The 21,926-nt window shown below is 65.3% G+C and carries 21 protein-coding genes and 1 tRNA gene; 9 read left to right on the forward strand and 13 right to left on the reverse strand.

The window, feature by feature from the left end:
* The first annotated feature begins 1 nt into the window (after window position 1).
* From IEX78_RS18915 to IEX78_RS18930, 4 genes are read left to right on the forward strand one after another with little or no spacing between them, the layout of a single operon-like run.
* The gene (locus IEX78_RS18915) at window positions 2-1,234 is read left to right on the forward strand and encodes an amidohydrolase family protein (RefSeq protein WP_188830365.1); all 1,233 of its coding nucleotides are present in this window, start codon (window positions 2-4) and stop codon (window positions 1,232-1,234) included.
* A complete protein-coding gene (locus tag IEX78_RS18920; RefSeq protein WP_188830366.1) occupies window positions 1,231-2,688 on the forward strand; it encodes a chlorohydrolase family protein in 1,458 nt (485 codons plus the stop codon). The genes IEX78_RS18915 and IEX78_RS18920 overlap by 4 nt, the downstream gene beginning before the upstream one ends.
* Window positions 2,689-2,715: 27 nt before the next feature.
* Window positions 2,716-3,615: a ribonuclease Z gene (locus IEX78_RS18925; protein WP_188830367.1), complete on the forward strand. Its 900-nt coding sequence runs from the start codon at window positions 2,716-2,718 to the stop codon at window positions 3,613-3,615.
* A gap of 38 nt (window positions 3,616-3,653) precedes the next feature.
* Window positions 3,654-4,031 carry an NYN domain-containing protein gene (locus IEX78_RS18930; protein ID WP_188830368.1) on the forward strand — a complete coding sequence of 126 codons (378 nt, stop codon included), beginning with the start codon at window positions 3,654-3,656 and terminating at the stop codon, window positions 4,029-4,031.
* Window positions 4,032-4,034: 3 nt separating this feature from the next.
* Here IEX78_RS18930 and IEX78_RS18935 read toward each other — a convergent pair whose 3' ends face one another.
* Together IEX78_RS18935 and IEX78_RS18940 are read right to left on the reverse strand one after the other, a co-directional pair.
* The gene (locus tag IEX78_RS18935; protein WP_188830369.1) at window positions 4,035-4,568 is read right to left on the reverse strand and encodes a DUF3145 domain-containing protein; all 534 of its coding nucleotides are present in this window, start codon (window positions 4,566-4,568) and stop codon (window positions 4,035-4,037) included.
* 104 nt (window positions 4,569-4,672) lie between these two features.
* Entirely contained in the window at window positions 4,673-5,491 is an 819-nt protein-coding gene (locus IEX78_RS18940; RefSeq protein ID WP_188830370.1) for a serine hydrolase domain-containing protein, read from the reverse strand.
* A gap of 36 nt (window positions 5,492-5,527) precedes the next feature.
* On the opposite strand from IEX78_RS18940, the gene IEX78_RS18945 reads away from it, so the two are divergent.
* Entirely contained in the window at window positions 5,528-6,721 is a 1,194-nt protein-coding gene (locus IEX78_RS18945) for a serine hydrolase domain-containing protein (RefSeq protein WP_188830371.1), read from the forward strand.
* 1 nt (window position 6,722) lies between these two features.
* Here IEX78_RS18945 and IEX78_RS18950 read toward each other — a convergent pair whose 3' ends face one another.
* The 3 genes from IEX78_RS18950 to IEX78_RS18960 form a co-directional block, all read right to left on the reverse strand.
* Window positions 6,723-7,853, reverse strand: a complete 1,131-nt coding sequence (locus IEX78_RS18950; RefSeq protein WP_188830372.1) for an NDMA-dependent alcohol dehydrogenase — start codon at window positions 7,851-7,853, stop codon at window positions 6,723-6,725.
* A gap of 98 nt (window positions 7,854-7,951) precedes the next feature.
* Complete coding sequence (locus tag IEX78_RS18955) at window positions 7,952-8,473, reverse strand: DinB family protein (RefSeq protein WP_444543792.1); 522 nt, start codon at window positions 8,471-8,473, stop codon at window positions 7,952-7,954.
* Between the two features lie 71 nt (window positions 8,474-8,544).
* Window positions 8,545-9,600, reverse strand: a complete 1,056-nt coding sequence (locus tag IEX78_RS18960; protein WP_373291622.1) for a phosphotransferase family protein — start codon at window positions 9,598-9,600, stop codon at window positions 8,545-8,547.
* 81 nt (window positions 9,601-9,681) lie between these two features.
* On the opposite strand from IEX78_RS18960, the gene pabB reads away from it, so the two are divergent.
* On the forward strand, window positions 9,682-11,883 hold the full coding sequence (gene pabB, locus IEX78_RS18965) for an aminodeoxychorismate synthase (RefSeq protein ID WP_188830375.1): 2,202 nt from the start codon (window positions 9,682-9,684) through the stop codon (window positions 11,881-11,883).
* A gap of 4 nt (window positions 11,884-11,887) precedes the next feature.
* Here the strand turns inward: pabB and IEX78_RS18970 are convergent, their stop codons facing one another.
* A complete protein-coding gene (locus tag IEX78_RS18970; RefSeq protein WP_188830376.1) occupies window positions 11,888-12,379 on the reverse strand; it encodes a hypothetical protein in 492 nt (163 codons plus the stop codon).
* A 99-nt stretch (window positions 12,380-12,478) separates the two neighbouring features.
* Between IEX78_RS18970 and IEX78_RS18975 the strand changes: the two genes are divergently transcribed.
* The gene (locus IEX78_RS18975) at window positions 12,479-14,467 is read left to right on the forward strand and encodes a TerD family protein (RefSeq protein ID WP_229684105.1); all 1,989 of its coding nucleotides are present in this window, start codon (window positions 12,479-12,481) and stop codon (window positions 14,465-14,467) included.
* Here IEX78_RS18975 and IEX78_RS18980 read toward each other — a convergent pair.
* Window positions 14,464-14,757, reverse strand: coding sequence for a hypothetical protein (locus IEX78_RS18980; RefSeq protein WP_188830377.1), 294 nt, complete (start codon window positions 14,755-14,757; stop codon window positions 14,464-14,466). The two genes, IEX78_RS18975 and IEX78_RS18980, sit on opposite strands and share 4 nt — an antisense overlap.
* Window positions 14,758-14,954: 197 nt before the next feature.
* Between IEX78_RS18980 and IEX78_RS18985 the strand changes: the two genes are divergently transcribed.
* Window positions 14,955-15,227 (forward strand): hypothetical protein, encoded by a 273-nt coding sequence (locus IEX78_RS18985; RefSeq protein ID WP_188830378.1) that lies wholly within the window; start codon window positions 14,955-14,957, stop codon window positions 15,225-15,227.
* A 20-nt stretch (window positions 15,228-15,247) separates the two neighbouring features.
* Here IEX78_RS18985 and IEX78_RS18990 read toward each other — a convergent pair whose 3' ends face one another.
* The 3 genes from IEX78_RS18990 to IEX78_RS19000 all read right to left on the reverse strand — a co-directional run bounded on the left by IEX78_RS18990 (window position 15,248) and on the right by IEX78_RS19000 (window position 16,872).
* Complete coding sequence (locus IEX78_RS18990; protein WP_188830379.1) at window positions 15,248-16,486, reverse strand: vWA domain-containing protein; 1,239 nt, start codon at window positions 16,484-16,486, stop codon at window positions 15,248-15,250.
* Window positions 16,487-16,546: 60 nt separating this feature from the next.
* Window positions 16,547-16,620: transfer RNA gene (locus tag IEX78_RS18995), tRNA-Ile, on the reverse strand.
* A 60-nt stretch (window positions 16,621-16,680) separates the two neighbouring features.
* Window positions 16,681-16,872 carry a hypothetical protein gene (locus tag IEX78_RS19000; protein ID WP_188830380.1) on the reverse strand — a complete coding sequence of 64 codons (192 nt, stop codon included), beginning with the start codon at window positions 16,870-16,872 and terminating at the stop codon, window positions 16,681-16,683.
* 555 nt (window positions 16,873-17,427) lie between these two features.
* Between IEX78_RS19000 and IEX78_RS19005 the strand changes: the two genes are divergently transcribed.
* Window positions 17,428-17,925, forward strand: a complete 498-nt coding sequence (locus IEX78_RS19005) for a UCP032817 domain-containing protein (RefSeq protein ID WP_229684165.1) — start codon at window positions 17,428-17,430, stop codon at window positions 17,923-17,925.
* Between the two features lie 10 nt (window positions 17,926-17,935).
* On the opposite strand, the gene IEX78_RS19010 is transcribed toward IEX78_RS19005, so the two are convergent.
* From IEX78_RS19010 to IEX78_RS19020, 3 genes are read right to left on the reverse strand one after another with little or no spacing between them, the layout of a single operon-like run.
* Entirely contained in the window at window positions 17,936-19,702 is a 1,767-nt protein-coding gene (locus IEX78_RS19010) for an SDR family oxidoreductase (RefSeq protein WP_188830381.1), read from the reverse strand.
* Window positions 19,703-19,731: 29 nt separating this feature from the next.
* Window positions 19,732-20,820 (reverse strand): PDR/VanB family oxidoreductase, encoded by a 1,089-nt coding sequence (locus tag IEX78_RS19015; protein ID WP_188830382.1) that lies wholly within the window; start codon window positions 20,818-20,820, stop codon window positions 19,732-19,734.
* Window positions 20,817-21,719 (reverse strand): metal-dependent hydrolase, encoded by a 903-nt coding sequence (locus IEX78_RS19020; RefSeq protein ID WP_188830383.1) that lies wholly within the window; start codon window positions 21,717-21,719, stop codon window positions 20,817-20,819. The genes IEX78_RS19015 and IEX78_RS19020 overlap by 4 nt, the downstream gene beginning before the upstream one ends.
* Window positions 21,720-21,926 lie beyond the last annotated feature (207 nt).

The following is a 21,926-nucleotide window of genomic DNA, read 5'->3' on the forward strand; positions in this document are numbered from 1 at the left end:
CATGAGCAATTGCCTCCACATCAGCAATGTCCGTCCCTGGGGCGGCGAACCGGTTGACGTGGTTGTCGAGAACGGGCTGGTCACCGACGTGGCCAGCCCGGCCGACTGCCCAACGTTAGACGGCCACGGCCGCATCATCCTGCCCGCGTTCTCGGACGTGCACCTGCACCTCGACTCCAGCTGCCTCGGCTTGCCGTTCCGCACTTTCACTGGCGAGCCCGGCCGCTGGGGTCGCATCATGAACGACCGCGAGAACTGGCGATCGGCAGGACGTTCGGTTGCCGATCGGGCCAGCTTCACCCTCGCGGTGGCAGTTGCCAACGGCGCGACCAGGATTCGCACGCACGCCCAGGTTGATGCCGATTCGAAGCTAGAAAAGTTCGAAGGTGTGCTTGCCGCGCGAGAGCGCTACGCCGACGTGTGCGATGTGCAGATCGTCGCGTTTCCCCAGGTTGGCATCCTGCTTGAGCCGGGTGTCGTCGATCTTCTTGACGCGTCGTTGCGGGCGGGTGCCGACCTCATCGGCGGGATCGACCCATGCGAAATCGACCGTGACCCGGTCCGTCACCTCGACGCGGTGTTCGGCCTCGCGGAAAAGCATCAGGTCGACGTCGACATTCACCTCCACGAGGCGGGCGAACTCGGCCTCTTCACCACGGCCTTAATCCTGGAACGCGTCGAGGCGTTGGGAATGCAAGGGCGCGTGACCATTTCGCACGCACGCGCGCTCTGCTCAGGATTACCGGGCGTTGGCGCGACGATCGACCGAATCGCGGCCAACGATGTCGCGATCACGCATGCGGCGGGCGGCGGCGGCTGGGAGTTACCGCTCGCTCAGCTCGCGGCGGCGGGCGTGCGCGTCGGTGTTGGCATGGACGGCCAGCGCGACTACTGGTCGCCCTACGGCAACAGCGACATGCTTGACCGCGCTTGGCAATTGGCGTTCACGCAGGGCTACCGATCCGACCCCGAAGTCGAACACGCGCTTGCCGTTGCCACGTGGGGCGGCGCGAGCGTGCTCGATCGAAACCTCCTGCGACTGAGGGAGTTTGGTGCCCATCCCGGCTTCGCGGTCGGTGACCCAGCCGAGTTCGTGCTGCTCGATTCCGTCAGTCCTACGGCCGCCGTCATGGATCGGCCTGCTGAACGGACGGTGATCCATCGCGGCGCGGTGATCTCGGTCGACACCGACATCGCTGGCTTCGAGATTCCCGGCCGGTGGAGCAATCGATGAAATGTCTTCGCGCCGAACATGTTCTGGGCTTCCGAGACGGCGGCCATGCGTTCCTTCGCGACGGCCAGGTTGTCGTCGACGGCACGCGCATCGTGTCGGTCGGCCAACGCGCCGACGGCGACTTCACCGAGGTCATCGAACTGGGCGACGTGCTGCTCATGCCGGGCCTCATCGACCTGGACGCGCTCACCGACATCGACCACGCCCTGATCGACTCGTTCCAACCGGCGTCACTGGGCCTTGGCTTGCAGTGGTCGCGCGAGTACGCCGAATCACGCAGGAGCGCGGTCTTTTCCGCCGACGAGCGCGCGTTCATTCGCGAATTCGGCTTCGTCCAACTGTTGCTACACGGCGTGACGACGGCGATGCCGATCGCGTCGGAAGTACACAGCGACTGGGCCGAGACCTATGCCGACGCGGTCGCGATGGCGCAGGCGGCGCAACGACTTGGCCTGCGCGTCTATCTCGGCCCCGCCTATCGCGCCGGGGTGAACGTGGTCGACGCCGACGGAACTAGGTCGATCTATTGGCAACCCGAACTAGGCGAAGCGGGCCTAGCCGACGCGACGCGTTTCCTAGACTGGGCCGACCAACAGGATTCCGACCTGATCCACGGCGTCCTCCTTCCGTGCCGAATCGAAACGCTCACCGAGCCGCTCATGCGCGCGACCGCCAAACTCGCGGCTGAGCGCAATGTCGTTGTTCGACTCCACGCCTTGCAAGGTCTGCTGGAACGCGATTTCGTGCTGGCCGAACACGGCATGCCCCCGCTAGCTTTGCTAGCGGAAACGGGCTTGCTCGGCCCGAATCTGCTGATCCCGCACGGTGTTTACCTCGACTCGAATCCGCTAGTTGATGCGTCAACCGACGACGACCTCGCGACCATCGTCGATTCGGGTGCCGCGGTGATTCACTGCCCACTCACCTCGGCCCGCTACGGCTCAGCCCTGGATAGCTTCGGGCGTTACCAGGCTGCTGGCGTGCGGTTATGCCTCGGCACCGACTCGTTCCCACCCGACCTGATTCGCGGAATAGACACCGGCGTGAACATCGCGAAGGTAGTAGGCCATCGCTTGGACGCGGCAACGTACGCTGACTACCTCACCGCAGCGACCATCGGCGGCGCGAACGCGCTAGGTCGCCCCGACCTCGGGCGAATCGAACCGGGTGCCACCGCCGACCTGGTCGCCTTCCGACTGAACGACCCTCGCACGGGCGTCCACGACGACCCGCTGCGCACTCTCTGCATGAACGCGTCAGCGCGGGAGACCGACTTCGTGATGGTCGCTGGCCGAATAGTGGTGCGCGACAGCACAATTGCCGGCATCGATTTGCCAGCGATGATGACCCGAGCTCAGTCGCTTTTCACCCGAATGCGCGAGGCCTACTCGGGCCGCGACTACCAATCCCGCCCGACAGCCGAACTGTTCCCGCCTTCGTTTCCCGACTTGTAGGCAGGCGATACCTGCCAGGATAAAACCATGTCCAAACGCGAGCTGCTTATTCTCGGCACCGCAGGCGCGGTCCCTACCCGTCGCCGCAATCACAACGGGTATCTCCTTCGCTGGGACGGGCAAGGGATCATGTTCGATCCCGGCGAAGGGACGCAACGGCAGATGTCGCATGCGGGGGCGTCGGCTACCGAGTTGAACTGGTTGTGCGTCACGCACTTTCACGGCGACCACTCCCTTGGCGTGCCCGGCCTCATTCAGCGACTCGGGCGCGACCAAGTTCCGCACGACGTCAACGCCGTTTTCCCGCAAGAAGGGCAGCATTACTGGGACCGGCTCAAACACGCGACAAGCTACTTCGGCGAACCCACGCTCGTCGAACACCCGGTCAGCGGACCCGAGGCAACGGTCGATGGCGGCGCGTTCACCATCACCGCACGTCCCCTCGACCACAGCATCCCCACCTACGGCTACCGCCTCGCCGAACCCGACGGGCGCACGTTCCTGCCCGACAAACTGCGCGAACACGGCATCAGCGGACCTGCCATCCGCGACCTCTCCGGCGACCTGCTCGATGAATGCTCGGTCGCGCGGCCGGGCCAGAAGGTCGCGTTCATCATGGACACCCGAATCTGCGACAACGTCTTCGCGCTCGCCGACGGCGTCGACATGCTCATCATCGAGTCAACCTTCCTTGACGCCGAAGCCGAACAAGCCGCCGAACGCGCGCACCTCACCGCCCGCCAGGCAGGCGAGGTCGCGCGCCAAGCAGGCGTCGGCACGCTCGTCCTCACGCATTTCTCCGAGCGCTACACCGGCCAGCACGATCCGCTGTTCCTAGAACAGGCCGACTTCCCGAACACCGTTTTCGCGCACGACCTCGACCGCGTGCCACTGCCACCCCGACGAACCGCCGACGTCACCGGCTGAGCCGCCGCGTGTCGCACGAGCGCGCGCACACTGGAACTATGACCGAACCTGCGATCGTCGTCGATGTCGCCAACGTGATGGGTTCCCGGCCGAATGGCTGGTGGAAGGACCGCGCTGGCGCGGCTAAGAAGTTGCTCGCCCAACTCGCCGACCTGGGTGCGCAGCAGCACGCCGAGGTGGTCGTGATTCTGGAAGGCCAAGCCAAATCCGCTGGCAAAGGCGATGAGAGTTATCCCGGCGTCCGGGTTGTGCTCGCGAAGGGCGAAGGCGACGACACCATCGTCGACGTGACCGCCGAGCTGAAAGGCCGCCCAACCACCGTCGTCACCGCCGACCGTGGCCTGCGCGAGCGGGTGGAGAAATTGGGCGCGAAAACGGTCGGGCCGGGCTGGCTATTCGAGCGAATCGATAAGTAGAAATCAGCCGACGTCGCGGCGCAACCAATGCACTTCAGCGCCGCTTTCGGGACCGTGCCGGTAATCCTCTAGGTCCTCGTCCCACGGGGTGCCGAGCGCGCGATCGATTTCGGCCGACAAATCATAAGAACCGTGCGAACTGAGTTCAGTCGACGCTTGCAGTAGCGCGCGCAGTCGCATTTCGCCGAGCATCACGTCGCCATTCGCGCCGGTTGATCCGTGCCAGAGCCCAAGGGCGGGAACGAAACTGTAGCGCTCGCCGTCGACGCCTTCGCTCGGATCTTCGGTGACTTCGAAACGCAATACCGGCCACGTCCGCAATGATTGAGCAATCCGCGCTGCCGAGCCGACCGGACCCAACCAATCGCAACTGGCCCGTAAATGACCGTCGGCGGGTTGGGTGGTCCAGCGCAATTTCGCAGGCGCGGAAAGGGCTGACGACAGCGCCCATTCCACGTGCGGGCACAGCGCCGCGGGGGATGAATGAATGTAGACAACACCTGCCGTCGCGTCAGCGAACTGACTCGATGCACGCACCAGCAACACCTCCAGCCTCGACTGCGAGCGTCTTCCCCGACGAGCGGTCCGCGACTGACGTGGCCCGAAGTGTACTGATCGTTCGCAGTGTGCCGGAACCGCTTTCAGAGCGTGTTATGTCTCTCTGCGATAACGGAATCGCTGAACTTCGGCCATGCCGCACGTGCCCAGTCGCCGAAATTCTCGTCGCTCAAAGCCACGGCCGCTAGCCCCAATTCGGGATCGATCCACAAGAACGTTCCGGACTGGCCGAAATGCCCATAGGTGCGCGGCGAATTCGTCGCCCCGGTCCAGTGTGGGCTTTTGTCGCTACGGATTTCGAAGCCAAGACCCCAGTCGTTGGGGCGTTGGGTGCCGAATCCAGGCAGTATTCCGTCGAGGCCGGGGAATTGCACGCTTGTTGTTTCGGCAAGTGTTTGCTCGGAAAGCAATTGGGGCGACAGCAACTCGGCGGCGAACTTCGTCAAATCGTCGACGGAGGCGTAAGCGCCGTGCCCTGCCGAGCCGTCAAGGGTGGCTGACACCATGTCGAGCGGTTCGAAAACCGCCCCGCGTAAATACTCCGGGAACGGTATGCCGGTTTCGGCGGCAAGATGATCAGCGAGCAAGTCGAAGCCCGCGCTCGAATAGATCCGCCGCGTCCCCGGTTTGGCGATCACCTCGGGCGTCGCGAAGTTCACGCCGGACGTGTGCGCGAGCAAATGCCGCACGGTCGACCCGGGTGGGCCCGCTGGCTGATCGAGTTCGATCGCGCCCTCCTCAACCGCGACGAGCGCGGCGTAGGCAACGAGCGGCTTCGTCACCGACGCGAGTCGATAGACGCGACTCGTGTCGCCAACGGTGTCAACAGTCCCGTCAGCTGCGAGGACAGCGGCGGCGGCGTTGGCTACCGGCCATTCGGTGACCTGGTCTAGCGATCGCATACCGGCAGCGTAAGGCAACGCGTTACGATCGCGATCATGAGTGCCGCGCCATCTGTTCACGGCGACGTCGCGGCCGGGTTCGGCCCCGTCGCCGACGCGTTTCGTCGCAATTTCACCCATCACGGCGAAATCGGCGCGGCCGTCGCGGTTTACGCGGGCGACGAACCGCTTGTCGATCTGTGGGCCGGTCATCGCGACCGCGAACGGGTGCGGCCGTGGGAGCGCGACACCATCGTGCCGATGTTCTCGTCGTCGAAGGGCATGTCGGCGTTCACCCTGGCAACGGCGGTTTCGCGCGGTCAACTCGACTACGAACAGCCCGTCGCGAAGTATTGGCCGGAATTCGCGCAGGCGGGCAAAGAAAACGTCACCGTGCGCCAACTCATCGACCATCAGGCTGGCCTTTCCGGCCTGTCCAAGATCGTGAAGTTGCGCGATCTGAAAGACCGGGCCGCACTGGCCGAAACGCTCGCCGCCCAAGCGCCCGCGTGGGAACCGGGAACTCGGCACGGTTATCACGCGCTCACTCTCGGGCTTTATGAAAGCGAACTGCTGAGTCGAGTCGACCCGGCTGGCCGCAGCCTCGGCCGCTACCTCGCCGACGAAGTCACCGGACCAACCGACGCCGATTTCTTTATCGGCTATCCCGAATCCGAATCAATGGATCGCGTCGCCATTCTGTCGGCAACGAAGGGGCTCGACATTCTGCGGTACGAAGTCCGCGACGTGCCATTCCGCCTCGGCCTCGAATTCCAAACGAAACGCGGCTACTCCTATGCGGCGCTGACTAATCCGCGTCCGGGCGCACCCGCACGGGCGGCACGACGCGAATTCCTCGAAGTCGAATGGCCGGGCATGAATGGCGTTGGCAACGCGCGCGCGGTGGCGCGAACGTACGGCGCGGCAGCGGGTCGCACGGGCAAGCTCGACATTTCCGACGCTGTACTCGATTTGCTCGCCGCCGCCGACACCGATACGACGGTCCCCGCCGCCGACCTCGTCCTGCACACCCAAAGTCGATACCACCTTGGCTTCCGCAAATCCTGCGGCAGCTTCCGCTTCGGTTCCGACAAAAAGGCTTACGGCACAACGGGTTTGGGCGGGTCCTTCGGTTTCGCCGACCCGAGCACCGGGCTCGGGTTCGGCTACAGCATGAACCGCCTCGGCATGGCCATCCTCGATGACGTGCGCAGTCGCAACTTGCGCGAGGCGGTTTTCCGCTGCGTCTAGCTCACCAGTCGGCTTCGGTGTAGCGGATGATGCCGCGCAGATTGCGCCCTTCGAGCATGTCGGTGTAGCCCTGGTTGATCTCCTCAAGGGAGTAGCTGCGGGTCACCATGTCGTCGAGGTTCAGCTGGCCCGCCTTGTACAGCGCGAGCAGGCGAGGGGCGTCTTGGCGCGCGTTGCCGCCACCAAAGATGCAGCCCTTCACGGTCTTTTGCAGCATCGAGAGCAGGAAGCTGTTCATCTTCACGTCGCCCGCATCCATGCGGCCCATCGACGTGACGACAAGCGTGCCGGCCTTGGCGGTGAGGATGAGGCCCTCTTCGATGTAGTCGCCGTGCATCTCACCCATCGTGAGGATGACCTTTTCGGCCATGCGACCTTCGGTCACGTCGATCATCGGCATAATCGCCGCCGCCATCGACTCATACGTGTGGGTTGCACCGAACTTTTGGGCCTGTTCCCGCTTCCACGGGTTGGGGTCGATGGCGATCACCTTCGACGCACCCGAGAGCACCGCGCCCTGCAACGCGCTCATGCCAACGCCGCCGATGCCCGCGATCACGACGGTTTCGCCCGGCTGCACTTGGGCGACGTGGGTCGACGAGCCGAACCCGGTCGGCACACCGCACCCGACGAGGCACGCGACCTCGAACGGAATCGTCGGGTCGATCTTCACCACCGACGTGTGGTGCACCGTCATGTACGGCGCGAAGGTGCCGAGCAGGCACATCGGAATCACGTTCTCGCCACGCGCTTGAATGCGGTACGTGCCATCGGAAATGGCTTGTCCCATCAGCAGACCCGCGCCCAGATCGCACAGCGCCATGTTGCCGGAGACGCACGCCGGACAGCGACCGCACGCCGGGATGAACGACAAAATCACGTGGTCGCCGACCGCCAAATCGCTCGGACAGTTGGGCCCAAGTTTGGTGATCACGCCAGCGCCCTCGTGGCCGCCCATCACCGGGTAGCCGGGCATGGGGGTCGCGCCGGTGACGATGTGGTGGTCGGAATGGCACATGCCCGCGGTTTCCATGCGGATCTGCACTTCGCCGGCGACGGGGTCACCGATCTCGATCTCCTCAACCGACCACGGCTGGTCGGTCCCCCACAGGATCGCGCCCTTCGTCTTCATCGATGACCTCTCGCCAAGCTTGCAGTTGTGACTGCACTCACCCTAAGCGAGAACCTGCCGATTCTGGAACACGTTCTAGAAAATTAGTGCGGAAATGCTTATCCGTGCACGTCGTTGACGTGGTGGACGAGGTCGTGGACGAAGTAGCGACCCAGCGAGTCGACCGTAAAGCGCGAACCGTCGCTGCGTTCGGCTTCGAGCGAGAGCTGTTCGGGCGTGACATTCGCGAACGCTTTGCTCACCGTTTCGGCCGCTTCGACCAGCTCGGCGCGCACGGTTTCCGGGTCCTGCTCGTTGTAGCGGTCCTCGATCGCGGTCGCGTCCTGATCCCAGTTTTCAAACCGCGCGACCTCGTCGCCGCTGGCCAATGTGAGCGCCAGTCGTCGGGTGAAGATCCGGCACACGTCGCGCACGTGGGCGGCGTATTCCAGCGTCGACCACGTCGCGTCGTCTGGCCGGACCCGAACATCCGGCCGAGTAAGCGTGGCGGCGATGCGGTTGGCACTGTCGACCGTCAAAGCGGGCACGCTCGCGAAAGACGTTGTGGCACCGGAATATCCGCAATCATCGCAGGCGCGGTCGAGCACCCAGGTCCAGTTTTTCGTGTCAGGGACGATCATGCGCATGAGCCTATGTTGTCGGTATCTCACCGTCGATCAATATCGTGCCAACTTCGCGCAAGATCCCGCCCTCACTCCAGCAGTTTGTCGGCCTTGGCGAACAGTTCGAGAGTGATCGCGTGGAGGAAGTCGCCAATCTGCTTGGGCGCTTTGCCCGCAGCAGCGCGCGCGTGCGTTCCCTTGAGGACAATGCCCAGCTTGAAGCAGGCGAGGACGGTGTACCAGGTGATCGCGCTGAGGTCGCGGTCGGAGAATTCGGCGTAGTGCGCGACCATCTCGTCGGGCGTTGGGAGGCCGCCGATCTCGCCAACCGTGCCGACGATCGCGGCGGCTGTCGTTCCCGGTTCGGGGCGGGTCGCGAGTTGCCAGCCGAGGTCTAACAGCGGGTCGCCGATGGTCGACATTTCCCAGTCGACAAGTGCGGCGACCTGCGGTTTTTGGTAGTCGAACATGATGTTGGCGAGGTGGCAGTCGCCGTGCATGATGCCGGGGGTGACGTCGGCTGGGCGGTTACGTTCGAGCCAGTCGCCGACGCGGTCGAGTTCGGGAATCTGCGGGCCCGCGTAACCCGGCAGCGCTGAATAGGTTTCGAGCTCGCGCAGCCAGCGTGGGACTTGGCGGGCGAGAAACCCGTCGGGGTGGCCGTAGTCGGCGAGGCCGAGCTTGGCATAGTCGAGTGAGCCGAGCCGCGCGATGGCTTCCACGGCCGACAGACCCATTTGGTGCCGCATGTCGACGTCGTTGGCGTAGACATCGGGCAGTTCGGTTTGCGGGTTGAAGCCGTTGACGGGGTCCATCAGATAGAACACCGCGCCGATCACGTTCGTGTCCTCGCATGCCGCGACAACGCGAGGTGCGGGCACATCGGTGTCGCCGAGCGCGCCAAGCAGGCGGGCTTCGCGCGCGATCACCTCATTCGTTTTCGCGCGCAGATGCGCTGGTCCTCGACGCAGGACGTACGCGCGACCGCCGCGCGTGAACCGCAGCATGATGTTTTGCGTGCCACCGCCGACCGGTTGGACATGCGCGAATTCACCGCTCGGCAACTCGGGTGCGTGCTCGTCGAGCCACCGTCCGATCGCGGTGAGGTCGACCTGGGCGCTGTCGGTGGCATCAGACATGGCCACATTGTGCCCCGACACGCCGCCGTCGCGGGTCGTAATCCGACGGCTCAACCGGGCGCGGCCGGGCGTAGGGTTTCGGGCACAATGCGCACGCTGTTGATCGACAATTACGACTCGTTCACCTACAACCTCTACCAGCTCATCAGCGAGGTTAACGGGACCGAGCCCACTGTCGTGCGCAACGACGAGCGCACCGAAATCGACTTCTCCCAGTTCGACAACGTGGTCATTTCCCCTGGTCCGGGGCGTCCGGATCGGGTGGGCGACATGGGGTTGTCGTCGTGGGTGATCCGCGAATCTCCGTTGCCGCTGTTAGGGGTGTGCCTCGGTCATCAGGGGATCATCGTCGGCGCGGGCGGGACGGTCGATGCGGCACCCGAGCCGCGTCACGGCTTCCTCGACCGGGTCTCGCACGACGGCCGCGACCTGTTCGCTGGGCTGCCAGCGGAGTTCACCGTGGTGCGCTACCACTCGCTGGCCGCGACGGGCGCGTTGCCGGAGTCGTTGGAAGTGACGGCCCATACGAGCGACGGGGTCGTGATGGGCGTGCGCCACCGTTCGCGGCCGCAATGGGGGGTGCAGTTTCATCCGGAGTCGGTTTCGAGCGAGTTTGGTGCGGAGCTGTTGCGTAACTTTGCTGCGCTGACGAAGGCAGTTGGCGGGCAAGTGCCTGCCGTTGGGGGCGCTTCGCATCTGCCCCACCTTGATGACGCGATGTCCTCTGCGGAGCTGCGCGTGGGCGAGGCGCGCGATGTCGGGATGGCCGACTTGGGCCTTAGCGACGCTCGCCGCGAACGAGACTCCTACGCCAGCAGTGCGGCAGAGCCCAAGGGGTCGGTCGAAGCGTCGCGCTATCGGGTCCGCTACCGCATCATCGATCGCGCCATCGATACCGAAGCCATCTTCCTGCGCGAATATGCCGACTCCCCAACAGCTTTCTGGCTCGACAGTGAGCACGTGGAAGCCGGGCTTGACCGGTTCTCGTTCCTCGGCGACGCTCGCGGGCCGCTCGCGGAAGTGGTGGCGTACCGGGTTGGGGACGCCAGCGTCACCGTGACGGATGCGGCCGGACAAACAGCATCGGTGCTCGCGGGCAATATTCTCGACTACCTCGATCGCGAGCTGCACATCCGCCGCGTCGAAAACCCTTCGCTCCCTTTCGATTTCGTCGGCGGCTATGTCGGGTATCTCGGCTACGAGATCAAGGCCGACTGCGGTGGGCGCGCGGTGCATCGGTCTCCGACGCCGGACGCGCAGTGGATTTTCGCCGATCGGGTGATCGTGGTCGACCACGTCGTTGGCCGCACTTACCTTGTGTCCCTGGTGAATTCGGCGTCGAACGAAGCCGCTAACGAGTGGCTTGAGCGCACCGACGAAGCGCTCTCGCACCTGCCAACGTGGGTCAACCCGGCCGCGCTGCGCGTGGAAGCCGATGTGGCGAGCGTTGAGTCGCACCTGGTGCGCGGTCGCGAGCAGTACCTCGCTGACATCGCCGTGTGCAAAGACAAACTTCGCGCGGGCGAATCGTATGAAATCTGTCTGACCGACGCCGCCGTTGTTGGCGCGTCCCCCACCGACGACGGTCTCGCCTTCTACCGCCGCCTCCGCCGCTGCAACCCGGCCCCTTATGCCGCCTACCTGCGGTTTCGCGACCTCGACGTGGCGTGCTCGTCGCCTGAGCGCTTCCTCAAAATCAATCGTGACCGGGTGGTCGAGAGCAAACCGATCAAGGGAACGGCCCCGCGTGGACGCACGGCAGCCGAAGATGAAGCGCTGCGCCGCGCTCTGCCCGCCGACCCGAAAACGCGCGCGGAAAACCTCATGATCGTTGACCTGCTGCGCAACGACCTTGGTCGCGTCTGCGAGGTGGGTTCGGTGCACGTGCCGGACCTGATGAACACCGAAACCTATTCCACCGTGCACCAATTGGTGTCGACAGTGCGCGGCACGTTGCGGCCCGACGCGAGCGTGATCGACTGCGTCCGCGCCTGCTTCCCCGGCGGTTCCATGACGGGCGCTCCGAAACTGCGCACGATGGACATCATCGACGAGCTGGAAACCCAAGCGCGCGGGGTGTATTCGGGCACGATCGGCTTCCTGAGCTTGGATGGGACAGCCGACCTCAACATCGTGATCCGCACGGCCGTCCGCTACGGCGAAACGTGGCGGATCGGCGCGGGCGGCGCAATCGTCCTCGACTCCGACCCGGACGCGGAATACGACGAGATGGTGTTGAAGGCGGCGGCAACAATGCGCGCCCTACGCGAGGACCCCACCGGGACCTAACGAATCACACCTTGCGGCGGCGCGACTTCTTCGGCGGCTCGGGTGGGGGTTCGGGGTCGCTGCTCATTCCCGTGATGCGGCCGAGCAAGCCGACGCCCGGCACCTTCGCCAGTGCGCCAAATACGTCCTCGCCCAGCGCGATTACCGCTTCCAAGCGCGGCAGCAAGCGGTCGTAGGTCGCGAAAAGGGGGTCCGCCAAGGCCAGGGTGCGGTCGAGGCGGTCGATGGTGGTGTTGAGTCGGTCGACCGCGACCGTCAGGTTTTCCACCAGGTCAGGCAGTTGCGCGGCCAGCTGCGCCGATGCCGGCGGGAGGCGAATCGCGGCGTCGAAGGCGAAGCCCGCGGTGACCTGTGCTGCGTCGATGGCCTGGCCCGCCGCGCTCTGGGCCGCGCCAACCGCCGCCTGCGCGGCAGCGAGCAGGTCGGAGCCAGGAACTTTCCGTCCGCTCGACGGCTCGACCGGCGGCTGCGCACCGCGCTTCTTCGGGTTGGTCATCTCTCCACTGTGCCGCAAACACCGCGTCGATGCCCGGAGGCGCTGCCGTCAATCGCCTCGGTCAAACGTGTCGGTGGGTCGTGAGATCATGCCAACACCATGGAACTCAGCAAGGGCGCGCACGCGCCGGTCCCGACATCGCTTCTGGCGGTGAGTTTTTCGTGGCGTTCCGACCATGCGGTCGATGCGCACGCCCTGCTGGTCACCACGTCGGGTTTGGTACGAACCGACCGCGATTTCGTGTTTTTCAACGCCCCGCGCCACGCGTCGCAAGCCGTGACGCTCGACCAACAGCCGGAGCCGGGCACCGCGCGCCTGAGTGTGTCGCTGCCGCGCACCGAACTTGAGATCGACCGCATCGTTGTCAGCGGCTCCCTCGACACCGGGACTTTCGCGGACCTGCCCGACCTCACGTTGACCATCTCCGCCGCCGACGGTCCCATCATCGAATTCCCTGTCACCGCCATCGAGCCGGTGCAGGCGATGATGTTTGGCGAGTTCTACCGCCGCGACGGCGCGTGGCGCTTCCGCGCGATCGGCCAGGGTTGGACGGGCGGCTTAGCGGGTTTGGCGACGGAGTTCGGCGTCATAGTCGACGAGCCACGCACACCCAGCGGGACCACGCGCGACCACGCGCACGGCGCTCGGCCCGTGGGGCCGCGCAGTCTTCCGCCACGCTATTCGTCGCCAGCCAGCGCCCGCGTCGGCAGCACTCTTGCCACCAACACCCCGACCGGCACCGGAAACGCCACGACCGCTCACGCTTCCGCCTCGCCGAATAGCGCTACCACCTACACCCCGACCGGCACCGGAAACGTCGCGACCGCTCACGCCACCGCCTCGCAGAACAGCGCCGCCAGCAACGCCCGCGAATTCCACGACCGCGACGAAAGCGCCAACACCGCAGCAGCCCGCAATGGCCAAGCCCGTCCGGAACGCGCGTGGCCGCAGTCGCGCGACCAATCGCCAACTCGCCCAACATCTCTCACTCGGCGAGTAATCGACGTTCCCCCTCCCCCACCCGAACACCCCGAGGTCGCCAACTGGCACCCCGACCCCGACGGCGGCCCCAACCTCCGTTGGTGGGACGGCGACGAGTGGACCACCGCGACAACACAACCGCTTGAGCAGCGCCCACACCACTGCCCGCGATGCGGAACAGCCCTGCGCCGCAAGCTCTTTCGCGGTCACGCCCCCTGCGCAGCCTGTGAAGCCGAGCGCCAAGAACTGCTCGACCCCTGGCACAACCGCGCCCGCCGCATCCTCCACAACCAGGGCACCACTTCGCCTGAATGGCAACACCTTTGGGCCACCCTGCGCTTCCATCGCATCGACGCCGCACACGGTCGTGAACTCCTACGCGATGCTGGCTACCTGCAGATCGAACGCATGGTCGCCTTCGCGTTCGCCGACGGCGAGGTCTCGGCCGATGAACTGGACGCCTTCGAACACGTCGTCGCTGAACTGGCTCTTGGCGGCCCGGTAGTCGACGACCTGCGCCGCCGCATGCACCGCGGTCGCCTCCTTTCGCGGCTGCGCGCGGGCGAACTCCCCACCGTCGACTCCCCCGGCCTGCACCTCGACCCCGACGAACGCGTGCACCTCGACGTCGCCGCCGTGCACGTGCGCATGCTCGCGCGCGGACCTAAGCACACCGAGGGCCGCATGATCGCGAGCAGCAAGAAACTCCGCTACGTCGGCGAAGGCGCTGGCCTCGAATTCCCTTGGGCCCGAATCGTTTCCATTCATGCGGAGCCCGGCGTGGTCGTGATCTCGGCAACCTCTGCCCGTGGCGGAGCGACCTTCGGCGTGCCCGATCCCGACTACGTCGCCGCCGCACTCGAAGGCGCGCTCCGCGTCGCCAAACGCCTCGTGCTCACGCCCGGCCAACTCGACAGCCGCAGCATCTCCCAAGACGTGAAAGCGCAGGTGTGGCAACGTGACGGCGGCCGGTGCGTGGAATGCGGCGACGGCCACTACCTCGAATTCGACCACGTGATCCCACTAAGCCGTGGCGGCGCGACCAGCGCGGCGAACCTACAAATCCTGTGCCGCGCCTGCAACCGAGCCAAGGGCGCGCGGATTTAGCGGTTGAGAATCGCGTTCATGATGGTGCCGCCGCTGGTAGCGACGACACCGCCGATCATCGCGCCCGCGATCATCTTCGGCGACTCCATCGCCGAACCGGTGATCTTCTCCCACGCCAACTTCCCGCCAGCGACGGTAATCGCGAGAATGCCCGACAGCATCGCGAACCAAGTGACGTACTGGACCATCTGCATGATCTTGTCGGCCAGCGGCGGTGCCTCGGGCGTGGGGTTGCCGACCTGGGCATACACGGTGACAGTCTCGGCCACCGACGTAAGAATGATGCTCATAGCCTGCTCCTTGATTCGCCCAACGATCTAGCGCGGCTGACGGATTCGATCTGGTCCCAGGATAATGCCCGAAACCCACAGTGTGCCAACAAAACCGATCGGTACTGAGTGGATACGGCCCCGCGTGCCCCGCGCCGACCGGATACCATCGAGCGAGCACGTCGTCGTTGTCCCCCGAGTCACCGAGTGAGCATCCCATGATTCTGGTCGCCGTAACTGACACTTTGGCCCAGCTCGGCAACCCGACACCCGAGGCACCGCCGATGTCGGGCAAGATTTTGCAGCTGGTCCGCTATTTCACCTGGTTCATCTTGCTTTCGGGCGTCATCGCCATCACCTACGCGGGCGGTCGCTTCGCGTGGGAACGCTGGACTGGCGGCGGTCTTGAGTCACCAAAGATGATCGCTGGCGCGATGATTGGCGGCGCGATCGCCACCAGCGCGGGCACCATTATGAACGCGATGATTTAGCAGCGTATTTAGCGAAACCGTCAGGCCCGCACGATCCCCGCGGCGCGGGCCGCACGCAACCAGTCGGGGAACTCGCCGAGCAGTCGCCGGTACAGCTCGGCGTCGTCGATGCGATCAATGTCGTCGACGGCGAAGAAACCCGCGTTGTCGACAACCCGCCCGTCGAGTTCATCGAGCGTACGCAGTACCCCGAAATTGCCGCTGCCAAGCCCGATGAACTGCCAGAACGCGGGCAGGTTGGCGGCTTCGCGCATGAGCGCGGCGATTTCGCGCCGCTTGGCGAAGCCGCCGTCGGTGAAGAACAGCACCAGCGTGGGCATGGTCGCGTCGGCGCGCAGCGTGTCGATCACCGCGCGCATGATGGGCGGTTCGTCGTTGCGTCCGCCGAGCGAGCCGTAGTCGATCCCGCCGTGCACGCCGGTGAGATGCAGGAACTCGGCAGCCCACTGCTCACTTTCGGCGACGGTCACGTCGGGCAGCTTCGCGTAAGACACCGCGTAGACGAACGCTTCGAGCGAGCCGTCGTCGTCGAGTTGCGTAGCGACCGGAATCATCCGCTCGACCACCCGGTGCACGGTGCCAGCGCGGTAGAGCTTGTGCATGCTGCCGGTCTTGTCGATCACGAGCACGATCCGGGCGCGCATCCCGAAAATGCGATGATCGATGAGCACCTTCGCGACTTCGCGCTTGCGCAGGTCGAGCTTCTCGCGTTTCTCGAACGACAGCCCAAGCTCGCCAGGCACCGAACGCACTTCCATCGCAGGGGCGGGCGAATCATCAACGGACACACCGTGATCGGTGATGAGGGCAGCGAAGCCGCCCGCGTACCCCTGTCCCACCGCGCGCACTTTCCACTCGGCGCCACGTCGATAGAACTCGACTGCGATCACAACGGATTCAGGCCCCAGTCCCTCAATCACATACTGCGCCAACGGATTTCCCGCACCATCGTGCACGGCCGCGACCGGTGCACCGCCCGAGCCAAAGACGACGCCATCGTCGGCGGCGGTGAGTACCGCCCGGATCTGGTCGATGTCGGCGGGAACGGCGGCGAAATCGATGAGCAACCGCGCCCCGTCGAGTCGAACCCCCGGCGCCTGCGGCTGATTGAAGAAGACGAAGTCCGCGTCGGTTCGCACTTTCCCCGAAGCGGTGACGAGCAACGCGGACACATCAGCGCTGATTCCGCCTGCGACCGTGAGCACGACGCCAGCGCCCGCGACCCCCAGATTTTGCCCCTTGACCAGCGCGTTCGCCATCGCCGGGTTCTCCTCCTCGCACGCGATAGCGGGCAAGAAGCAGCACCCAGCGCGTCGCGGTGGGGCGGGTGGGGCTCGAACCCACGACCAGCGGATTATGAGTCCGCGGCTCTAACCGACTGAGCTACCGCCCCGCGCCCGCGCGAGGATGCGGGCGAGCAGATGGTACCCGCCTACCTGGCGAGTTGACTACCTCACCGTCGATCGACGGGTTCGCCAGGGCGGTGATCTTCGCGCGGGAGCGGTCGAATCGGCGTGTCGCCGCCAGGGTTGCTGGCGATCTTGATGACGCCGAAAACGAGGAGAAGAGCGACGGCAATGACCGCGACGACAATAATTCCCTGCACGGTGGTGAACTTATCGCGTATTCCCTTGTCCCGCAGCACAAGTTACACGTCAACGGCAATCGTCACGCGCAACACGTGTCGCAGTCACAAGGCGACCGGACGGAATGTGGGAGCGACCACAATGATAGCCAAATGGGGTTAGCTGGAGGATTGCCAGCAACCGCTAGCTACCGCTGCAGTTACTTCCGCCACCACAGCTCGACCCGCTCGGCGACGGGTCGCCACCGCTGCAGCTGCCACCGCCACCACAGCCCGACGCGCTCGGGCCTCCGCTGCAGCTATCGCCACCACCGCAGCCGCTGTGCGCGCTGCAACTGTCGCCGCCACCGCAACTGCCCGCCTGTGCCCCGACCAAATGCGGGGCGGGAATGTCGGCGCCGGTGCCAACCGCGGCGGCGGTCCAGCGCGGATCGGGGGGAGTCCGGCGCCCGGCGCCAAGAGAGACGGCCACGACGGCGGCAATAAGGCCACCGAGAATCACGATCCCGAACGCGATGAGCGCAATCAGTGTCATAAGGGCCATAGACGCAGGTTAACCGGCATGGATAACGTTAGGAAGACGACTCGGGGGCCTACAGTGGAACTGTGGCGACATTGTTTTCCAGCAAGCGAAACAAGCCCAAAATCGACATTGCGACGGTCGACCGCGTCGTCGACGCGCTCGACTTACCGCCCGCGGTTTTCAAAACATGCCCGTGGCAACCGCGCGAGTTGATCGAAACCGGTCTGCGCCAATGGTTGCGCTGCGCGGGTGCGGCGATGCGCGACGATCAGGTGATCGGGATGCCGTCGCACGCCGTCGACGAGGCGTGGCACGGGCTTATTCTCTGCACGCAGCGCTACGCCGCGTTCTGCGACCGCGCGTACGGCCGCTTCCTGCACCACTTCCCCGAGGGCGCGGGCCCGCCAAATCCGACGCACGGCTCGATGCACGAACAGCTCGGTCGCACGGTCGTCGCGTGGGACCTAGTCGCCCGACCAGGCGAAGAGTGCGTGCTGTGGGACCTCGACCGCCTCGTTGGCGTCGAGCGTCCGTGGGGCGTTGACGCCCGGCAGGTCGCTGAGGTGACGCAGCGACTCCGCCAGGCGTAAGCAACGTGGGTTAGATCAACTTCATCCGACGCGCGGCCATCCGCACCGCACCCGGCGCGAGTCGGTTCACGCGGTACTGCACCCACGATTCCGGCGTCACCGGCACGATGTCGCGACCGTGACGCACGGCGTCGACGATGCGCTTCGCGACCCGGTCGGGGGTGTAACCGCGACGCTCGTAGAGCTTGTCGAACTTGGCTTGCGTCGCGGCTTCTTGTTCGGCCGAAACCCCCGAAATCTGTGTTGTCGCAACGATATTGGTGTGCACGATGCCCGGGCAGATGGTCGACACGCTAATGCCGCGTTCGGCGAGCTCGGCACGCAAGCAGTCCGAGAACATGAAGACGGCCGACTTGCTTGTCGCGTAGGCGGCCATGTCGCGCTGCGGGCTGTAGGCGGCCATGCTCGACAGGTTCACGATGTGGCCGCCGAGCCCGCGTTCGGCCATCGGACCGGCGAACGCGCGACATCCGTTCACGACGCCACCGAGGTTGATTCGCAGCACGCGGTCGAATTCGGCCGACGTGGTGTCGAGGAACGCGCCCGCCTGACCGACGCCCGCGTTGTTGATCACGACGTCGGGCACGCCGTAGGCGGCGATCACTTCGGCGGCGTGTTCGTTGATGGCGACCTCGTCAGCGACGTCGAGCGCGTACGCGTGCGCGACGCCACCGGCCGCATCGACCAGCTCAGCGGTTTCCTTAGCGGCCAATTCGTTCACATCAGACAGCACAACTTCGGCACCGAGACGGGCGAATTCGAGCGCGGTTTCGCGGCCGATGCCGCTGCCAGCACCCGTGATGACGACGAGCGTGTTCGCGAATTCCTTTGCGCTGCGGCCGATTTCGGACTTCGCGAGACCACGCGCGATGCCGTCGCCGTTGAGCGCGTCGATGAGTTCGGTTGTCGCGGTCGCGAGCAGTTCGGGGTGCGAGAACGGCATCCAGTGCCCTGCGGCGACGTCGCGTCGCCACAGGCGGTCGGTCCACTTCGCGGAATCGTCGTAGCCCGCGGGCCGGACCGCGACGTCTCGCTCGGCGACGATCAACTGCACCGGCACGGTCGTGTGCCGTTCGCGCGGCGACAGCATCCGCTGCACGATGTTGGCGCGGTAGATCAGCAGGCCGTCGACCATGTCCTGGCGGAACGTCGGGCCGAGTGTCACGTTCGACGGTGACGTGTCGTTCATCAGCGCGACCGCCCGCTGCCACACCTTCTCAGTACCGATCGCGTTGAACGTGGCGCGCGGCAGGCGCGGGGTCATGAAGAAGAACGTGTACGCCGATGACGCGAGTTGGGTGAGCGGCTGCCACACGTTGCGCGGGGTGGGCCGCGAGAATCGCGCGCGGACCCAGCTGGCGAGGTGGTCGAGGTTAGGGCCCGAAACCGAGGTGAACGACGCGACGCGCTCAGCCGCTTGCGGTTCGCACACCGCCTCCCAGACCTGCACCGAACCCCAGTCGTGGGCCAGCACGTGCACGGGCTTGTCGGGGCTCACCGCGTCGATCACGGCGTAGAAGTCGCGCGACAGTTCTTCAAGGCGGAAATCGGTCGTGCGCTGGGTGCGGGTCGACGCACCGTGACCGCGTGTGTCGTAGGCGACGACGTGGAAGCGTTGCGCGAGCAGCGGGATCACCCGGTCCCACAGGTGATGCGTATCGGGCCAACCATGAACCAGCACAACGGTTTCGGCGGTTGGGTCGCCGTATTCGAAGACCGCGAGATCGAAGTCACCGTTGGTGACGGTCCGCTGATGCGGAGCCTGCGAAGCGGGCATGGGGGTAACTCCTTGGTTAGCAGTCGATCTCATAGGTCTAAAACCAGGCGGGTGCCAGCACAGCGGGACACACACGTCAGCATGGCCCCACTCGCGTGTTCATCTTCGCTCAGGGTGTGTTCGCGATGGTCAACTTCCCCGTCGACTACCCGCACTACGCAGGTTCGACAGAATCCCTGTCGACACGAGTAGGGCTGGTCGGGGCGCACGTCGAGCAGGGCGTCGAGCAGGGTGCGGTTGGCGTCGACGTGCACAATTTCGCCGGTCGAGCGCAGTTCCACGTCGAAGGGGCAACCGTCGGTCACCGGGGGCGGCGAGAAGCGTTCGTAGTGCAGTTCGACGGCGGGGATCGCGCGGACCGCGGCGGCGATCGCGGCCGTCATCGGGGTTGGCCCGCACGCGTAGATGGCGGTGCCGGGGCCGACGCCCGGGAGCAGGTCGGCGGGCGTCGGCAGGCCGTGGTCGTCGTCGGTGCGCACGATGACGTCGCTGAGTTCCCATACCTCGCGGAGAAACGGGAGACTGTCACGGCTGCGGCCGGTGTAAACCAGCGTTGTCGGCACACCCATGCGGTGCGCGAGTCGGGCCATCGGCAGGATCGGCGTGATGCCGATGCCGCCAGCGACGAAGTGCAGCCGCTCGGCTGGCGAGCCATAACCGGGAAGGGCGAACGGGAACGCGTTGCGTGGACCACGCACGAAAAGTCTTGTGCCGATGGGCAATTCATCGTGCACTTCGCGTGATCCCCCACCCCCGTTGGGGATGCGACGAACCGCGATCCGGTACGAGCGCACCTCTTCTGGGTCGCCACACAGCGAGTACTGGCGTAATCGCCCGGACGGTAACTCCAGATCGAGGTGGGCACCAGGTCGCCAGCGCGGAAGTCGACTGCCGTCTGGTGCGGTGAGGTACAGCGCGACAACGTCTTGGTCGCGCGCGACCGTAATCCGGTCGGCGACAACAACTTCGAACCGCTGGTTGTCGACGCGACCGCGCACGTTTCGACGGTTCACGACCCCGCTCCACCACAGCCGCGACCGCGCGACCGCGTCAATGAACCGAATGCCGGGGTCGTGTTGGTGCTTGCCGTACAGGTCGGCAGGCAGCGTGGCGGTCACGACGCCGCCGCGCGGGCCGCGGGTGATGCCGCCAGGTACGCGACGGCCTGCGCGGTCGAACCGACCGACTTCGGCGTGTAGCCGGGCTGGAAGGTGGAAAGCGCGCTGACCAGCAGTGACGGCACACCGGGAAGCGCACCGCGCCACATCGCGCCGAGGATGTCGACGAGCAGGCGCGGGTAGCCGGGGTCGGGCAGCCTTGGGTCTTGCACGGTGAGAAACCGCGTTCCTCGGACGACGAGCGAGAGGAAGATCGGGAAAACGATCACCATCGACGTGCAGCGTCGCACGTAGCCAACGCCGAAGTACTCGGCGACGTCATGGGCCACTTCGCGATGCTCGACCTCCTCAGCACCGTGCCAGCGGAACAGGTCGACCATGCGTGGGTCCGCGTCGAACGACTCCCAGTCGGCGTTGAGTACCCAGTCGCCAAGCCAGGCGAAAAAGTGTTCAAGGCAGGCGATGAAGGCGATGCGTTCGACAAGTCGCTGTTCGGCAACGCGCCCGTTGATCGTGCGCGGGCCGAGCGTCTGTCCGAACAGGTAGTCCATTTGCCGCACATAGGGTCCGACGTCAATGTTGTTGGCGCGCAACACTTCATCGAGGGCTTTGGCGTGCGTTTGGGCGTGCATCGACTCCTGACCGATGAAGCCGAGCATGTCGGCGCGCAGCTTTTCATCGCGCACGTACGGCAGCGCTTGGCGGTAGGTCTCGATGAACATGCGCTCGCCTGCGGGCAGCAGCATATTGAGCGCGCTCACGAGATGGCTCGCGACGGGTTCGCGCGGCATCCACCGCGGATCAATGCCCGACCAGTCGAAACCGACGTTGCGGGCACGCAAGGCGACTTTCCCCGGGTCGACCGCGACCCGACTCCGTCGCGAAGGAAGTAACTTCATCGGTACTCCTCGATCACCGAACGCGCGCTGTCCGCGCGCATCTGGCCCACGTCGGTATGGTCCAGACAACTCAAGTGTACATATATGTAGAACTCGCGGTACCGGCTATTTTGCCAGCCGTCGAATACGTGCCGGATCGGTAACAAATTTCGATTGCTGGAATGTTGCTAACGGGCGGGGGGATACTTGCGATATGTGGGTTGTCTA

Origin of the sequence: Nocardia camponoti, assembly GCF_014646135.1 — a bacterium.
In the GTDB taxonomy this organism is placed as follows: domain Bacteria; phylum Actinomycetota; class Actinomycetes; order Mycobacteriales; family Mycobacteriaceae; genus Nocardia; species Nocardia camponoti.

Bases quoted from the DNA above. Each gene is read 5' to 3' on its own strand.
- IEX78_RS18915 (WP_188830365.1), top strand. From the start codon at position 2: ATGAGCAATTGCCTCCACATCAGCAATGTCCGTCCCTGGGGCGGCGAA.
- IEX78_RS18920 (WP_188830366.1), top strand. From the start codon at position 1,231: ATGAAATGTCTTCGCGCCGAACATGTTCTGGGCTTCCGAGACGGCGGC.
- IEX78_RS18925 (WP_188830367.1), top strand. From the start codon at position 2,716: ATGTCCAAACGCGAGCTGCTTATTCTCGGCACCGCAGGCGCGGTCCCT.
- IEX78_RS18930 (WP_188830368.1), top strand. From the start codon at position 3,654: ATGACCGAACCTGCGATCGTCGTCGATGTCGCCAACGTGATGGGTTCC.
- IEX78_RS18940 (WP_188830370.1), bottom strand. From the start codon at position 5,491: ATGCGATCGCTAGACCAGGTCACCGAATGGCCGGTAGCCAACGCCGCC.
- IEX78_RS18945 (WP_188830371.1), top strand. From the start codon at position 5,528: ATGAGTGCCGCGCCATCTGTTCACGGCGACGTCGCGGCCGGGTTCGGC.
- IEX78_RS18950 (WP_188830372.1), bottom strand. From the start codon at position 7,853: ATGAAGACGAAGGGCGCGATCCTGTGGGGGACCGACCAGCCGTGGTCG.
- IEX78_RS18955 (WP_444543792.1), bottom strand. From the start codon at position 8,473: ATGATCGTCCCTGACACGAAAAACTGGACCTGGGTGCTCGACCGCGCC.
- pabB (WP_188830375.1), top strand. From the start codon at position 9,682: ATGCGCACGCTGTTGATCGACAATTACGACTCGTTCACCTACAACCTC.
- IEX78_RS18970 (WP_188830376.1), bottom strand. From the start codon at position 12,379: ATGACCAACCCGAAGAAGCGCGGTGCGCAGCCGCCGGTCGAGCCGTCG.
- IEX78_RS18975 (WP_229684105.1), top strand. From the start codon at position 12,479: ATGGAACTCAGCAAGGGCGCGCACGCGCCGGTCCCGACATCGCTTCTG.
- IEX78_RS18980 (WP_188830377.1), bottom strand. From the start codon at position 14,757: ATGAGCATCATTCTTACGTCGGTGGCCGAGACTGTCACCGTGTATGCC.
- IEX78_RS18985 (WP_188830378.1), top strand. From the start codon at position 14,955: ATGATTCTGGTCGCCGTAACTGACACTTTGGCCCAGCTCGGCAACCCG.
- IEX78_RS18990 (WP_188830379.1), bottom strand. From the start codon at position 16,486: ATGGCGAACGCGCTGGTCAAGGGGCAAAATCTGGGGGTCGCGGGCGCT.
- IEX78_RS19010 (WP_188830381.1), bottom strand. From the start codon at position 19,702: ATGCCCGCTTCGCAGGCTCCGCATCAGCGGACCGTCACCAACGGTGAC.
- IEX78_RS19020 (WP_188830383.1), bottom strand. From the start codon at position 21,719: ATGAAGTTACTTCCTTCGCGACGGAGTCGGGTCGCGGTCGACCCGGGG.